General features: G+C 52.3%; 15 protein-coding genes. 5 read left to right on the forward strand and 10 right to left on the reverse strand.

What is annotated here, in order from left to right; translation table 11 throughout:
• Positions 1-38 precede the first annotated feature (38 nt).
• The 4 genes from C173_RS23290 to C173_RS23305 form a co-directional block, all read right to left on the reverse strand.
• Positions 39-1,172: a DUF4179 domain-containing protein gene (locus C173_RS23290; protein WP_081751303.1), complete on the reverse strand. Its 1,134-nt coding sequence runs from the start codon at positions 1,170-1,172 to the stop codon at positions 39-41.
• Entirely contained in the window at positions 1,162-1,698 is a 537-nt protein-coding gene (locus C173_RS23295) for a sigma-70 family RNA polymerase sigma factor (protein WP_051478319.1), read from the reverse strand. The genes C173_RS23290 and C173_RS23295 overlap by 11 nt, the downstream gene beginning before the upstream one ends.
• A 557-nt stretch (positions 1,699-2,255) precedes the next feature.
• Positions 2,256-3,488, reverse strand: a complete 1,233-nt coding sequence (locus tag C173_RS23300; RefSeq protein ID WP_036729096.1) for an aminopeptidase — start codon at positions 3,486-3,488, stop codon at positions 2,256-2,258.
• A 135-nt stretch (positions 3,489-3,623) separates the two neighbouring features.
• Positions 3,624-3,971 (reverse strand): hypothetical protein, encoded by a 348-nt coding sequence (locus tag C173_RS23305; RefSeq protein ID WP_036729099.1) that lies wholly within the window; start codon positions 3,969-3,971, stop codon positions 3,624-3,626.
• Between the two features lie 132 nt (positions 3,972-4,103).
• On the opposite strand from C173_RS23305, the gene C173_RS23310 reads away from it, so the two are divergent.
• Together C173_RS23310 and C173_RS23315 are read left to right on the forward strand one after the other, a co-directional pair.
• Positions 4,104-5,249 carry a VanZ family protein gene (locus C173_RS23310; RefSeq protein WP_036729102.1) on the forward strand — a complete coding sequence of 382 codons (1,146 nt, stop codon included), beginning with the start codon at positions 4,104-4,106 and terminating at the stop codon, positions 5,247-5,249.
• A gap of 13 nt (positions 5,250-5,262) precedes the next feature.
• Complete coding sequence (locus C173_RS23315) at positions 5,263-6,768, forward strand: amidase family protein (RefSeq protein WP_051478320.1); 1,506 nt, start codon at positions 5,263-5,265, stop codon at positions 6,766-6,768.
• 96 nt (positions 6,769-6,864) lie between these two features.
• On the opposite strand, the gene C173_RS23320 is transcribed toward C173_RS23315, so the two are convergent.
• Positions 6,865-7,632 (reverse strand): exodeoxyribonuclease III, encoded by a 768-nt coding sequence (locus C173_RS23320; protein ID WP_036729105.1) that lies wholly within the window; start codon positions 7,630-7,632, stop codon positions 6,865-6,867.
• 183 nt (positions 7,633-7,815) lie between these two features.
• Here C173_RS23320 and C173_RS23325 point away from each other — a divergent pair, with 183 nt between their 5' ends.
• Positions 7,816-8,103, forward strand: coding sequence for a hypothetical protein (locus C173_RS23325; protein ID WP_036694360.1), 288 nt, complete (start codon positions 7,816-7,818; stop codon positions 8,101-8,103).
• 232 nt (positions 8,104-8,335) lie between these two features.
• Positions 8,336-8,818: a hypothetical protein gene (locus C173_RS23330; protein WP_036729107.1), complete on the forward strand. Its 483-nt coding sequence runs from the start codon at positions 8,336-8,338 to the stop codon at positions 8,816-8,818.
• Between the two features lie 183 nt (positions 8,819-9,001).
• Here the strand turns inward: C173_RS23330 and C173_RS23335 are convergent, their stop codons facing one another.
• On the reverse strand, positions 9,002-10,111 hold the full coding sequence (locus C173_RS23335; protein WP_036729110.1) for a citrate synthase/methylcitrate synthase: 1,110 nt from the start codon (positions 10,109-10,111) through the stop codon (positions 9,002-9,004).
• A gap of 124 nt (positions 10,112-10,235) precedes the next feature.
• On the reverse strand, positions 10,236-11,078 hold the full coding sequence (locus C173_RS23340) for a helix-turn-helix transcriptional regulator (protein ID WP_036729112.1): 843 nt from the start codon (positions 11,076-11,078) through the stop codon (positions 10,236-10,238).
• 132 nt (positions 11,079-11,210) lie between these two features.
• Here C173_RS23340 and fabF point away from each other — a divergent pair, with 132 nt between their 5' ends.
• Complete coding sequence (fabF, locus tag C173_RS23345) at positions 11,211-12,449, forward strand: beta-ketoacyl-ACP synthase II (protein WP_036729115.1); 1,239 nt, start codon at positions 11,211-11,213, stop codon at positions 12,447-12,449.
• Positions 12,450-12,565: 116 nt separating this feature from the next.
• Here the strand turns inward: fabF and C173_RS23350 are convergent, their stop codons facing one another.
• The 3 genes from C173_RS23350 to C173_RS23360 form a co-directional block, all read right to left on the reverse strand.
• On the reverse strand, positions 12,566-13,999 hold the full coding sequence (locus tag C173_RS23350) for a glycoside hydrolase family 43 protein (protein WP_036729118.1): 1,434 nt from the start codon (positions 13,997-13,999) through the stop codon (positions 12,566-12,568).
• A gap of 169 nt (positions 14,000-14,168) precedes the next feature.
• Positions 14,169-15,239, reverse strand: coding sequence for an ABC transporter ATP-binding protein (locus C173_RS23355; RefSeq protein WP_036729120.1), 1,071 nt, complete (start codon positions 15,237-15,239; stop codon positions 14,169-14,171).
• A gap of 126 nt (positions 15,240-15,365) precedes the next feature.
• A complete protein-coding gene (locus C173_RS23360) occupies positions 15,366-15,887 on the reverse strand; it encodes an HXXEE domain-containing protein (protein ID WP_209873302.1) in 522 nt (173 codons plus the stop codon).
• Positions 15,888-15,896 lie beyond the last annotated feature (9 nt).

Below are 15,896 nucleotides of genomic sequence, written 5' to 3' on the forward strand. Positions count from 1 at the left end.
GGACATACCGGCGGTCAGCCTTTTCCACATGCAAGGATTCACGGCAGGATTGGCAAGTTAATCTCCTTGGTATTCTTGCCTTCTCCGGTCTTCATAATCATGTTCATTGATTCCGGCTGATCGAGCAGATTGCTGCCGAAATAATGTTCAAAGCCCTCATCGGTTCCAGTACCTGTCGGTGACCATATCTCGGTGGTTCCGTACTTGGCTGTCGACTGAATTTCATTCCTGTGTACAGCGCCAGATATCTTTTGCCTGTTCTCCCATGTAATCTCAGACTCGTTTTTAATTTTGACTACAGTGCGGATCATCAAGGGAGAGAGCTCAACCTGCTCGAGCGTCACTTGAATCCCCTCCAGCATGAAATCCTCCCCCGGCCGGACAATAACTGTCTGCTGCCTTTTGAATTTCGGGTCAAGCTTGAAGCTGATCTTGAGTCTCGGGGAATAATGCACATCGGCTACATTGACACCCTTCGCCAGATCTTTCATTTTCCCTTTATCCATTGAGGCAATCTGGAAATCCGCTTCCAGCTGCTCCGGGAACGGCTTGCTCCGGTCCAGAAGGATGGCGCCGCGCCCGTAAAAAATACGCTTATCATCGTGTCCATCGTTTTTAGCATGGGCGCCGATCCCGCCCCCGTTCTCAAGATCATAGCCGGTTGCCGCATTCTTGATTCTCGCACTGTTAACACTATAGATCTCCTGTCCTTCCGCGACATTTGCTGTATACAAAAAGATGATTTTATTCTCATCCGCCGTTACTGCATTCAGGGTAATCCGGTAATCTCCGCTGGCTACGCTTTGATTAATTTCCTGGATATAGCCGTGCCGGATGGCCGTATCCAGTGTAGGTGCCTCTGAATCAGAAGAATAGAGCCGCTTGAACATTTCCAGCCCGCCCCAGTTCACTTCTCCGGCAGGTCCGGCAGCACGAGGTGCTGCATCATGAATGACCGGAATGAGGAACAGAATGATTGCGGTAACCGCGGCAGCGGCTAATCCGAGGAAGGAGCCTTTGGTGAGTCTGCCTTGCCAGCTTTTTTGGCGTCCGCGCTCGATTCCCGCCTGAACAGCCTGCCTAATCTCATTGCCTCCGGCGTCCGCTCCGGCTTCCTTGTGTATACGTGCCGCATCCGTCAGCATCGCCTGCTCTTCTCTACTACTGTCCATCCCACTCACCCCGGTTCTTCATAATGGTCCTAAGCTGCTTCAGCCCTTTGTGCTGCCAGGTTTTGACGGTCCCCTCCGGCTTCTTAAGCAGCACCGCGATCTCGGCCAAGGTCATGTCGTTATAATATTTGAGCAGCAGCACATGGCGGTATTTCACCTTCACCTGCGAGAGCGCCCACTGCATTTCCATAGATTCGGTACTGTTATGAATGACGGCCTCCTGCATATGTTCTGCCGCTGTGGGAACCGCCTTCTTCCTTCTGCGTTGTTCGTCAATGCAGACATAGATTAGAATCCTGATCAGCCAGGATTTGAACGCGCCTGAGTCCTTAAGGGTCCTTCGCTTCATCCACGCCCGGCAAGTCGTCTCCTGCAACGCTTCCAGCGCGTCATTGCGGTTGCCCAGATAACTGTAGGCAATAGAATATAACTGGTCGCTGTGCTCCATCACCGCTTTGACGAAATCTGTCTCTTCAAGCGGCACAGCGGCAGTGACCCGTTTCATCTCTGCGCCTGACATCGTCATCTCTCCCTCTCCTCTCCATCTTTTTTTACATGAATTAGACGGAGAGGTTATGCAAACAGTTTTAGTCTGCGGCAATTATTTTATAATCCTCATGAACAAGTGGAAACGGCTTTGCCGTCCTTTTAAAGGACGGTACCGTTTCAGCGAGAAATAGAAGAATAATTTATAGCGTAAAACCTATAAATTCTTATATTTCAACAGAAAAGCCGCAATCCCCGTTGCCGGGAATATTGCGGCCTTTCTTGTTATATAGGAAACTATAGTTTCCTGCTGCTGTGGAGAAGGTGTGTTGGACCAAATGTATGTGAAAAACAGCATACGTTGTGCTCCCAAGCAGGCACTCGGCCTGAATGTATGTGGAAAACAGTATACATTGTACTGCGCGCAGGCATATGGCCCGAATGTATGCGGAAAACAGTATACATTGTACTGCGCGCGGGCGTATGGCCAGAATGTATGCGGAAAACAGTATACATTGCACTGGTGCGAAGGTAATCCTATTCATCCGTTAGGATGACTTAGTTCTGTAGATTACTTCACTTCTCGATAGGACACACCTAGAGCACCCAATTCCCCTTGCGGAACACCGGCTCGATCGTACCGTCGGCCAGTTCCCCGTCAATATCAAGCGCATCGGAGCCGACCATGAAATCGACATGCGTGAGGCTGACATTGGCACCTCTGGACAGCAGCTCCTCGCTGGTCATAGAAGTGCCGCCTTCAATATTCACCGGATAAGCACTCCCCAGGGCGAAATGACAGGAGGCATTCTCGTCAATTCCGGTGTTATAGAATACTCTGTTCAGCCGGGAGATCGGCGAGTCATGCGGCACCAGCGCCACTTCTCCGAGGTATGAGGCTCCCTCATCCGTATCCAGCAGGGAAGTCAGGTGCTCGCGGCCGGATTCAGCGTCATACGCTGTAACCTTGCCGTTTGTGAAGGTAACAGTAATTCCGTCGACGAGCCGCCCGTTCAGGTTCAGCGGAAGCGTACTCTTGACCGTGCCATTTACGCCGGTGCGATGGGGCATCGTATAGATCTCTTCAGTAGGCATATTCGCTACAAAATAGACGCCGCGCGCATTCTCCCCACCGCCGCCGCGCCATAAATGGCCTTCCGGCAGCTCGACACGCAGATCCGTGCCCGGAGCGCGGTAATGCAGGCTTTTGTAGCGTTTGGCGTTCATACGGTCCTGGCTCTGTTTCAGCTCTCCGATATGGCTGCGCCACGCCGCAACCGGGTCCTCGCTGTTCACACGGTTCATCTGGAACACCGCTTCCCACATCGCATCGATCCGTTCTTCCTCCGGCAGATCAGCGAACACCTTGTCCGCCCAAGCACGTGTCGGCGCTTTGATCAACGACCAGCTGATTCTACTGTTGCGGGTGTAGGCCTGGTACTTCTTGCGCGCAACCGCAGCCGCCTTAACGGCAGTGGAGACCTTGGCCGAATCGATCCCGCGGAATAATTCCGGGTCCGGCACCTTTATATGTAATATAGCCCCGCCTTCTTCAGCGAATCCCTCCAGCATATCGGCATGCCACTGCGGATAATACCCGAACGATTCCTCAGGAGCCTTCTCGTAACGGATGCGTGTGACCGCTTCATCGTCCCAGTCTACAAGCACGTATTTCGCTCCGGCGTCATAGGCCTTGCCTACAATCAGCCGGGTAAGCTCCGCTGTCTCCAGCGGGGCGTGAACCATCAGCACTTGTCCCGGCTGCACATTCACACCGACCTTGACTACCAGCTCTGCGTATTTCTCCAGCATCTGCTCAAAATCCTTCATTTCTTCTCTTCCTCCATATCTTCACTGTCTCTGTATAATTATAGCGGAAGACCGGGAAGATGGCACCTATCTATGCTCTATATACAACCGGAAGCTGAGCATAATGTAATCCCTCCGCTTCCGGCAGCGCTTCCGCTACTTCTTATCCACCTGAAGTAATTGAATAGTCTTCACATCATACGTATAGGCGATTTTCTCTTCCGCGATCACTTTCAGCTTCGTCAGGCTGGCCACCTTGGCCGGATCTGCCCGGGAGAGCAGCCGCCACAGTTCGGGGTCGGATAAGGTCTGATAGAGCTTGTCGTCATCATATTCCTTGCGGTTCTGAGTGACCAGCTTCACCTTGTAGCTGCCGAACACCGCCTCAGTCTGCCCCGCTTCATTGATATGGGCAAGAATCTCCTGCCGGAGTCCGGCCAGCTCCTTTTCCAGCTCCTTCTGCTTCGCCTTGAGCTTGTAATATTGTTGAACCTTCTTTTCCATATAGTCCTCACGCTCCTCTCCTAACATGTCTATGCAGGAAAGAACGGTTAGAATGATTAATTCTGTTGAGACGGTTTATGTTTAATTCTATAATGAAGTCGTTGTGACAAAATACTGACAGCAGGTGAACCCATGTTCCAGACTTATCTATTTCCGATTTCCTATGCATTCATGGCTTTTCCGGTTGCGGCGCTGTTCTTCACCTTACCGCTGCTGATCGTGCAATACCGCCGGCACGGCTATATCAATAAAATCCGGGCCTTGGTGCTGTATTTGCTACTGCTGTACCTGCTTAACGCATTCTTCCTGGTCCTGCTTCCCTTGCCTGATTCCAGGCATAATGCAGCCCCCGCCGGGAGCATGCTCCAGTTCGTGCCGCTGCAGTTCATCCAGGATATTCTGCACAATACGCCAATTACGCGCAGCGACCCTTCCAGCTACCTTAATGTGCTGACCGGAGCGGATTTTCTGCTGGCGGCCTTCAATGTACTGCTGACCGTACCCTTCGGTATGTTCCTGGGCTACTACTTTCGCACGCGCTGGGTGGTCTGCATTATTCTGTCCTTTGCGCTGTCGCTGTTGTTCGAAATTACGCAAATTACAGGCATTTACGGGTTCTTCGACCACCCCTACCGGATCTTCGATGTCGATGACATGATCACGAATACGCTGGGCGGCATGATCGGATTCAAGCTCTCCCTATGGATCTCCGGCCTGCTGCCGAGGATTGAGAAGCTTGACAGCCAAGAGGACCTTTCCGCCAAAAGAGTGACCTACACCCGCCGCGCCCTTGCTTTCCTGCTGGATTCCATCCTGCTGCTCGCGGTGACCATTCTCCTCAATCTGCTCTCGCTGAGTATTTCGTTGTGGGCAGTTAGTATGGTCTATTTCCTGAGCATTCCTCTGCTCACAGGCGGGCGCACCTTCGGCAAATGGGTCGTGCGTATCCGGCTTAGGAGTGAAGACGGCGGCCCGGCCAGACCCTGGGGGGTATGGGCACGATATGGATTACTCTATGGCGTCTTAGGCGGAATGAATTCCCTGATGCCTGACTCCTCCTTCTTCGTCTCTATCGGCACAGCGCTGGCTGCTCTTGTGAAAATAGTCATCCTCTTGGCAGATTTGGCCTTCTTCATCCATCTGGTGCTGCGGCTGATTAAGCGTGACCGTCCGCTCCTCTACGAGGAGCTTAGCAGAACCCGCAATGTAATCAGCTGGCCGAAGCGGCATCAGGCAGCGGCAAGCGAGACCGTGGACAACACGACAAACAATGAATAGAGGTACAACACTTATGAATAATAACGATTTCACCCGTATATCCACTGATCTAGACAGGCTAGATTGGTTAATAGAAGCAGACATCACCAGCATTCAGGAGCAAATGGCACAAGGTAACCTAACCTCCGAAGTGCTGGTAGGCTGGTATTTGGAAAGAATCAACCGGTTGGACGGTCTGCTCCGCTCCGTACTGGAGGTGAATTCAGAGGCTCTTGCGATTGCCGCGAGGCTCGACCAGGAACGAAGGGATCAGGGCAGCCGGGGACCGCTGCACGGTATTCCGGTCTTGGTCAAAGATAACATCGGCACAGCAGATCAGCTGCACACCAGTGCAGGAGCCTTGGCGCTTGCCGATTGCATAGCAGCAGAAGACGCTGAGCTTATCACACGGCTAAGGGCAGCCGGGGCAGTGATTCTGGGCAAAGCCAATATGACCGAATGGGCCAATTTCATGTCGCCGGCGATGTGGGCCGGATACAGCTCGCGTGGTGGACTTGTACTGAACCCTTACGGACCCGGAGAGCTGTTCATTGGTGGCTCCAGCTCGGGAAGTGCGGCTGCGGTTGCCGCTAACCTTGTCACCGTTGCCGTGGGCACGGAGACCTCTGGCTCCATCATCAGCCCGGCAGCCCATAACTCCCTGGTCGGCCTTAAGCCTACCTGGGGACTGGTCAGCAACAAGGGCATTATACCGGGAATCGCCAGCCAGGACAGCGCTGGTCCGATGGCCAGAACGGTCAAGGACGCTGCACTCCTGCTTAACGTATTAGCCGAGAGCGCTGACTTTTCTTCCTCTGCTGTACTGGATTATTCGGCAGGTCTGGAGCTTCATGCACTGGTAGGCAAGCGGATCGGAATTCCGCGATTCTATTATAAGGATCTGGATCATGAAGCCTTGGATATGATGGAATCTGCCATAGCGGTCCTGAGAGAGCTGGGGGCAGAAATCATTGAACTCGTGGAGCTTCCCTGTCAGGATGCTGAATGGAAGGCTACGATTCTGCAATATGAATTCAAGCGGGGATTGAACCGCTATCTGGGAAGCCTGCCGGAATCCGCTCCTGTGCATTCTCTGCAGGAGCTGATAGATTTCAACCAGCAGCATGGCGAACAGGCGCTGAAATATGGCCAAGGAACACTGGAATGGCTGAACACCTCCGGGGATGATATTACAAAGCAGGAATACCTGAAGCAGCTGCATTATTCCCGTTCACTGGCCGGTAAGCAGGGAATCGATTATGCCCTGGAGCATTACGGTCTGGATGCGCTCCTGTTCCCCGGAGATCACGGATGTGAAGTAGCGGCAAGAGCGGGTTATCCGCTGATTACAGTTCCTGCCGGCTATACCTACTCGGGTATTGTTGCACCAGGCGGCTATCTTACCAAGGGACCGCAAGGTATCACCTTCTGTGCCTCAGCCCATAGTGAAGCTATGCTGCTAGGGATTGCTTATAGTTACGAGCAGGCTACGAAACACCGGCGGTCCCCGGTGCTGGAGCCAGGCAGCTCGTCAGATTAACTGGTTAGCCTCCGCTCAGCCGCTGACACAATCACAAAAGGCGGTATCCCGAACTCCGGGATACCGCCTTTTGTATATCATATCTATACACTCTGTCTATGCTTCCGCCGTATCCGCCAGATGGAGGACCACCGGGCAATGATCGCTGCCTAGGACATTACATTCAATTCCGGCGTCCAGCAGACGCGGGGTCAAGCGCTCTGAAGCGAGAAAATAATCGATCCGCCAGCCCACATTCTTCTCTCTGACCTTAGGCATGTAGGACCACCAGCTGTAGGCACCCTCCAGCTCAGGATAGAACCATCTGAAGGTATCCACGAAGCCGGCTGCGAGCAGCGTGGTCATTTTGCCGCGTTCTTCGTCGGTGAAGCCTGAATTCCCCCGGTTCGATCTCGCATTCTTCAGGTCAATCTCCTGATGCGCCACATTCAGATCCCCGCATACGACAACCGGCTTATGCTCATCCAGCTTCAGCAAGTAGGCGCGGAACCGGTCCTCCCACTCCATCCGGTAATCCAGCCTCGACAGATCGCGCTTGGCATTCGGCGTATACACATTCACCAGATAGAAATCAGGGAATTCCAGGGTGATAATCCGCCCCTCATCCTCCGTCTCCTGCTCCAGTCCATATCGTACGGATAGCGGCTTGATTCTAGTGAATACAGCCGTACCTGAATATCCTTTTTTGAGCGCATAATTCCAGTACTCGGCATATTCTTCCCCGTGGTCCAGAACAATCTGTCCCTCCTGGAGCTTCGTCTCCTGCACACAGAAGATATCTGCGTCAACCTCCCGGAAATACTCGCTAAACCCTTTATTCACACAAGCTCTCAGACCGTTCACATTCCAGGACACCAGCTTCATCGTTGTCATTTCCCCTTACCTGTCACTAGATTACATCCAGTGTACCATAGATCCGGGTTGTCTATTTGTCTATGAATCTGCCGGCGTCCTATTGAAATGTGTGAATCTCCCATGGCATACGTTACAGCAATCATAGTTTTGCCGAATATACTATCCTATCACAAGGAAAAGGAGGACATTACAATGGCTATCCTATTACCGCAACAATTCTTCAATCTGCCGGCTTCTGTAGGTAAATCTTACTATGAAAATCTGGCAGGTGGCATCAACGCAGCTGTGACGGTAAACAACAATTCCGGGTTCCCCGTGGATCTCGTTATTTACCGCGTCAACGCTCCAGTGGTCACTTATCTGATCCCTGCATTTAACAGTCTCACTCTATCTGTTCATGCCCTGCTTGTCGCCGGACTTCTCAGCACAGCTGCCGGTGCAGTCTTCGGCACCATCGAAGTGGCAACCTCTGATTTCTAATCTAATGTAAGAGTATCCCCCTCATGCTCTGTTGACTATTTTTGGACTTCTCGCTATTCCGGGGAGTCCATCTTTTTGTCGTTTCAGGACAAATACGATCCATTCCGCTTATTTGATTGAATCTCTCAATTCAGAAATATATTTTGCAATCTTTAGATTAATCTCTCATTTATATAAAATTTATGATATAGTTGATGAGGAAATGATAAAATATACCAGAAAAGAGGCTATTATGAAAAAGATTTTTCTGCTGTTATTTGCGGTGCTCATGATCCAGCTCCCTATTGCTTCTGCAACATTTGCATTTGGAGAACGTCTCACGGTTCGCGAAAGATTTATTGGGAATGCGAGCCCGCTAGTATCAAACAACATGAAATATATCCTGAATTTTATGCCTTCAGGAGATATACAGTTATGGAATAATCACAAACGCACCATGATATGGCACACCAATACCAGCGACTTTAGAATATCCCAGCTCGCTATTGATCAATATAATGGCAGACTTAAGTTAATGGATTGGAATAATACTCCATTTTGGACGTCAGACAATAATGCATGGGCTACAGCGTGGTACGGACAAGGGAATGTACCAGTCAACCTCGTGGGTGACCTGCTAATCGTTCAAGATGACGGAAATTTAGTTCTTTACAACACAAAGAACGTGGGTTTAGGCTGGTATCCTGTCTGGGCTTCAAATACAGCCGATCAATAAGTATCATCAAGTCCTCCTAGTAACATGAATGCAAACTTTTCAGCCCTTTCCCTTCCCAGCAGGAAGTGGAAAGGGCATTATTTACGTTCCGGGACATTTCTCATGCGCCTCGCTGCGGGTTGGCCCCGGCTGTTAGGCGGCTGAAGATGTTTTGTGCGCCGTTTGGGCGGATGGTATGTGCTTTTACAAGGCAGTCTCTGATTCAGGCATAGGTCCGATATAAGTAGATTGTGGCCGGAAAATCCGGTTATGGGCTGACTGCTCCAGCAAATGGGCCGTCCAGCCCACAATTCTTCCCGCTGTGAATGTAGGCGTGAAGATCTCAGGCGCCAGCTCCAGCGCCTTCAGAATAGCCGCAGCATAGAACTCGACATTGGTGAACAGGCGGCGGCCCGGCTTATATTCCTCCAGAAGCGCTATCGCTGTAGCCTCCACATGAAGCGCAAGATCAAAGGAAGCATCCTTGCCGACCATCGTAAGGGTCGCAATCTGCAGGGCTTCCGCCCGCGGGTCCTTGGTCTTGTAGATCCGGTGCCCGAAGCCCATCAGCTTCTCCCCGGCCTCAAGCTTCTCTCTCAGCCAAGGCTCCGCGCGTTCCTTCGTCCCGATCTCCTCCAGCATCGATATCACTTCATACGGCGCGCCGCCATGCAGCGGACCCTTCATGGCCCCGATCGATCCGGCTACGGCCGCGCACATATCCGATTCCGTGGACAGCACCACCCGCCCGGCGAAGGTAGAGGCATTCATGCCATGCTCCATGCACAGGATCATATAGGCACTAAGCGCCTTTACATGAGCCTCTTCAGGCAGCTTGCCTGTGAGCAGATAGAGATAATTCGCGGCATGGCCAAGCTCAGGAAGCGATTTCAGCGGCGGCAAGCCCTGAAGGCTGCGGTACCGGTAAGCTATGATCGCCGGTAGCATTGCCGTCAGCCGCACGGCTTGCTTCAGTGTGGGCGGCCAGGTAGCGTTCTCCTCATCCCCAAGCGCACCCACTGCACTTTGTAATACCAGCATCAGCGGTACAGACGCCGGATACAGATCAAGCATCTTGCAGAGATATTCAGGAATCGCTCTCTCCGCTGCCATCTGCACCTTGAGCTGCGCCAGCTCCTCCGCATCAGGCAGATGTCCGTTCCAGAGCAAATAAGCAACTTCCTCATAGCTTTTGCTCACCGCAAGCTCCTTCGCCCAATACCCGCGGTACATTAGATACCCTTTCTCCCCATCTACCAATCCAATTGCTGTCTCTCCGGCAACTACGCCTTCTAATCCCGTTACTTTAGCCATTATATCTTTACCCCTTTTCCGGTCCCGCAGGAAGAAATTCATCATATTAGGAGTATAAACTGCAAAATCTATATTGCATATTTATAGTTTTTTATGAATCAATAAGAAAATTCTATCACCTGTATTATTTAGGTTCCATGAGCTGCTTCAGCTTGGCTTCTGTGCCAGAGTCACCGGCTGGCGTGTAGATGCTACAGCGCAGATCCGCTGCACCTTGTACTTGTAGGGAGGTTAGATGGAACAGCATTTTGCCGGCTTTGGCATGCCGGAATTCCAGTACAACATCCGGCGCGGAGCTGACCCGGCTCTCTTCCCATAAATGATTGAATTCCGGATGCCCCTCCTTCATCTCCGCAATGAATTCATCATACCAGCGGTCCTCCAGGTATTGCCCATAGTAGGCGCGGAAGATCGATAAGTATCCCCGCACGAACTGCTCCCAGTTCACCGCCAGCCGCCTGAACTCCTTGCGCTCGAACAGCAGTGAGATCATATTGCGCTGCTGCGGAGCCAGCTTGGCGAAATCAAGAAACACATGCGCCGCCGCCTCATTCCAGCCGACAATACCGCAGTGCCGGTCCGAGATGATTGTCGGGCAGGTCTTCAGCTCCTGCAATATCTTCTGCAGGGACGGATGAATCACCGAAGGCTCCTCTTGGGTATAGTCTGCGACTCCCGGCCCGTTCTCCAGCGCCAGAGCGAACAAGTAACTCCGCTCATCCTTCGTCAGCTGCAATGCTGCGGCAATACAATCAAGAACGGATGGAGATACTTTAATATCCCGCCCTTGCTCCAGCCAGGTATACCAGGTGCTGCTTACTCCCGAGAGCTGCGCCACTTCCTCACGCCGGAGCCCGGGCGTCCGCCTGCGGGTGCCCTCCGGGAGGCCCGCCGCTGCCGGGGTGATGGCCGCGCGTCTTGCTTTCAGGAATTCTGATAATGCTTGAAGCCTGTTCTGATTGGACATCATGCTTCCTCCTGCCTTACAGTTCGTCTGTCTGTTAGTGTAGTAGTAATTATACTAGTATAAACTACAACTTGTAATAGGATAAGCAACATGAAAAAATAAGCTTATTCAGATTAACAGGAGGAATAGCAGATGGAACGTGTCGTGATTACAGGAATGGGTGTCATCTCCCCGCTTGGCAATACCGTGGACCAGTTCTGGAGCCGCCTTACGGCAGGAGAATCGGGGATTACGCCGATTGATTCTTTTGATACCACTCACTTCAAAACCAAGATTGCCGGCTCGGTACAGGCCTTCGACCCGGATGCCAGATTCGGCCGCAAGGAGGCCCGGCGGATGGACCGGTTCAGCCAGTTCGCGCTTGCTGCCGCAGAGGAAGCCTGGACGCATTCCGGTCTCCGGCTGGAGGAGCTGGACCGGGAACGGCTGGGCGTCTATGTAGGCTCCGGCGTAGGCGGTATCCAGACATTGATGGACCAGGGCGAACTGCTGCGTTCCCGGGGACCGGAGCGGGTAAGCCCTACCCTGATCCCGATGCTGATCTCCAATATGGCGGCAGCCATGATCAGCATCAAGCTGGGGGCACAGGGGCCTACACTCTCGCCGGTGACTGCCTGTTCCATCGGGAATACGGCCATTGGCGAAGCCTTCCGCCTGATCCGTTACGGCGGGGCCGATGTAATCATCGCCGGAGGGGCGGAAGCGGCGGTGACCGAGATTGCCCTGGCCAGCTTCGGGAATGCGACTGCTTTGTCTACCCGGAACGGGGAGCCGCAGGGGGCCAGCCGGCCTTTTGACCGGAACAGGGACGGATTTGTTATTGCGGAGGGCGGAGCTATTGTGATCCTCGAATCCCTCTCCCATGCCCTGCGCAGAGATGCCGTCATCTATGGCGAGGTCACCGGATATGGCGCCAGCTCGGACGCTTATCATATGGTAGCCACCCACCCTGAGGGGATAGGAGCCTATCAGGCAATGAAGCTGGCACTCAGCGAGGCCGGAATTACACCTGGGGAAGTAGATGTCATCAGCGCGCACGCGACCAGCACAATCGTCGGAGACCGTTCGGAGACCCTGGCGATCAAGAAGCTGTTCGGAGAGCAGGCCTACCGGATTCCCGTCACGGCGAACAAATCGATGACCGGACATGCCCTCGGCGCAGCCGGCGGTCTGGAAGCTATTGCCCTGCTCAAAAGCCTGCAAGAAGGGCTCATCCCGCCGACGATTAATCTGGAGCAGCCGGATGAGTACTGCGACCTGGATTATGTCCCTAACGTAGCCCGCCAAGCGGAGCTGAAGATCGGGATCTCCAATTCCTTTGGCTTCGGCGGCCACAACGCTGTAATCGTTCTGCGCAAGTATGAAGCGTAATCGGAGCTAATTCCTATGTACAGCAAAGAGCGGATCGCCCATTCTAAGGGAGATCCGCTCTTTGTCATGGTTAAGGGTATGATGCCGGCTGTGACTTGACTGTTCACGGGATCAGGTTACTTTTTCTCCGGTGACACATGGCTGCCCCAGACTGCAACGCCTTCTGCTGAAAGTGCCGTGAAGGTCATTACCTCGCTTGCGGCCGCTTCATTCCATTCCCGCAGGAACACCCCGCTGTACTCCGAACCCTCTATCGTCAGCTTCGCCATATGATCCTTGCTCAAGGCCCATGTACCTGTTACTTCTCCGCTTATCGTGCCGTCTGTGTTCAGCTCCACCAACTGCGACTCCGCCAGCTCAGCCGTAATCTTCTTGCCGTGGTTCACCAGCATGTAAGCACCCGTCACATCCTTGGCAGTGTACTTGCCGATCTTCTCTCCTCCGTAACGGTGGGGTGCGACAACAGGCCAGCCTGCTTCATTCATGAACATCTGATGAACCCGAACCTCATGCTGCTCCCCAAGACCCGGGAACCGCGTGTGGAAAATCAGATAATACTGCCCGCTTGTCTCATCATAGTAAGCCGAATTATGTCCCGGGGAGACATAGCCTGTACCAGCTCCGGCCGCTTCTTCATCTGTATTCACAAATTCATGATTCCCCATCAGCTTCACGCCGTAAGGTGCGTAGGCCGGATCATCGAACAGCACTCCAGGCGTCCCCTGCGCATCCAGCATAGCCTTACCTTCCGAGTCCTCGAACGGGCCAGCCGGATGCTTGGAACGCGCTACACGGATATTATAGCCGCCATTCGCATCAAGCCCTCCGTAGGAGAGGAACAGATAGTAATAATCGGTCTCCGGGCTGTATAGCATATACGGCCCTTCAATCCGCGCATGATTCCCTCCGAGCAGCTTCTTGCCGTAGCCCTGGCCCTCCAGCGGGAAGCCCGTAGCCGGGTCTAGCTCCAGGATGAAGATGCCGCCCGAGTAGGAGCCGTAGACCATCCACAGCTTGCCGTCTTTATCAAAAAACACATCAGGGTCCACCACATTCGGCTTCTCCGTGGCATCGTACACCTCTCCATCATCCCCGATGCCGGACATTCCCGACTTCAGAATAATGCCTTTATTCTTGTAAGGACCTTCAATCTCATCGGCTACGGCAATACCTAGCGCCGACAGCGGGGAATCCCCCTTGCAGGCATCGTAATACATGTAGAACTTGCCGTCTGCCAACTGAATGACATCCGGTGCCCACAGCGTATCCGACTGGGCCCAGCTAAGCGTCTCGCTAAGCTCCTCCGTTACATTCGGTATCAGCACATTATCGTCCGTCACGCCGGAAGAAATCTGCGTCCACGACATCAGGTCCTTGGATTTGGCCGAGGCCAGATGCGAACCGAACACGTAATACGTATCCTCCACCTTAATCACAGAGGGATCGTGTACAGATACATTCCCGAACTCCGGCGGCCCCTCCGGATTCCCTCCACTGCATGCCGACAGCAAGGATAAGGATATCAGCGCCGTTAAGGATCTTTTTCTCATCTCATCATAACCTCCCTATGTATACCCTTACATTTTGCTGGGCAAATGAGATTAAGTCAATACTTTTATTTATATTAGTTAGTTTTGTTTTAGGTTTATATGAAGTATAATCCCCCATATAACAAAAAAACGCCAGGCCGATTATGGCCTGACGCTGATCTAATCAAACTTAGTATTCGCTGCTGTTGCCGACAAGTACCGGCTCTGGATAGGCATTGCTCAACACGCGGCGCTGCTTCTTCACGACATCCGGCGGCTCCACCGCTGGTGCCATCGGATGCATCAGCCAGGACTTCACAAGATGGGAGTCCGATACCTTGTACATTGGCGGTTCCTTCTCCATGTCAATCGCCATTGCATACGTGCTGCGCAGGGCGAAAGCATCCCCCTTAGGCGGCTTGATCAAGTCGGGAGGTGTGCCTGGGATCGCTGTAAGCATCGAGCCTTTGCTCTCCAGACTTGGCATGGAAGCCAGCAGGCCCCAAGTGTACGGATGTCTTGGATCGTAGAAGATCTCTTCTGCGGTACCCATTTCAACGATCTGTCCGGCATACATTACAGCTACACGGTCAGCCATTCTTGCCACAACCCCAAGGTCATGGGTGATGAAAATGATCGCTGTATCAATCTTCTTTTGCAGGTCCTTCATCAGATCAAGGATCTGTGCCTGAATCGTTACGTCAAGCGCGGTTGTCGGCTCATCGGCAATCAGGAGCTTAGGGTTAGCAGCCAATGCCATAGCGATTACAACACGTTGGCGCATCCCGCCGCTGAATTCATGCGGATACTGCTGGAAACGGCGTTCCGGTGACGGAATACCTACCAGATTAAGCAATTCAACACCACGTTTGTAGGCAGCTTCCTTCGTGATATTCTCATGCTTGAACAACACTTCCGTAATCTGCCGGCCAACCTTCATCATCGGGTTGAGTGAAGTCATCGGATCTTGGAAAATCATTCCGATTTCTTTGCCGCGGATTTTTTGCATCTGCTTCTCACTCTTGCCGATCAGATCTTGTCCATCGAACAGAATCTGTCCACGCTTATATTCGCCCGCAGGCTGAGGAACCAGCTTCATGACGGCTTGCGAGGTTACGCTCTTACCGGAACCGGATTCGCCAACAATCGCCAGTGTCTCCCCTTTATTTACATGAAAGCTGACACCACGGATTGCTTGAACTTCTCCTCCGCGTGTTCTGAATGATATAGCCAGGTCTTTTACCTCTAAAAGGCGCTCCATCCTGTCACCCTCTCTGTTTCTTTTCAAGTTATGATAGTGATTCCAAAAAACACGCAATACTATTATTTTATCTACCTTTAGGGGCTTACGTCAAGATTTTTCTGAAAACGTCACCGTCAAAAATCATCATTCTTCGCTATGCTTATGCCTTGTCCGCTTCTTCATCAATCCCCATACAAGCGGCGGTGTTAGAATCAACATGAGCAGCAGCGACCAGCCTATGTCAGCTTCACTGACAACACCCTCATGAAGCAGACGGTAAAAAGCATACAAGGAATACGGAAATATCACAAGCAATGCTGTCACAACACCTGGGGTATACAGCTTCAGAACCATACTTTGTGCCAAATGTGTGAAGACATGCAGCAGCAGCGCAGCGAGGACAGCTAAGTAGAGCCAGTAGAACTCTAAAAATACCGCAACAAAGGTTACCCCTACTATCAGAATATACACGAAGAGCACATCCATGGCAAAATTCCTCGTAGTCATGCCCATCATAGGTGCCATACGCTTCCGCAAGGAGGGGGAAAGCGATGCGGTAACAGCCGGTCCATGTTTGTTCCCCCAAGACTCCACTGTAAGAATCTCTTCAAAATCATGAAACATAAAGACTACAGGCAGCAGCCACAGCAAGCTTATTACGTCCATATGTATTTG

The sequence above is a fragment of the Paenibacillus sp. FSL R7-277 genome (assembly GCF_000517965.1).
GTDB lineage: Bacteria > Bacillota > Bacilli > Paenibacillales > Paenibacillaceae > Paenibacillus_AQ > Paenibacillus_AQ silagei.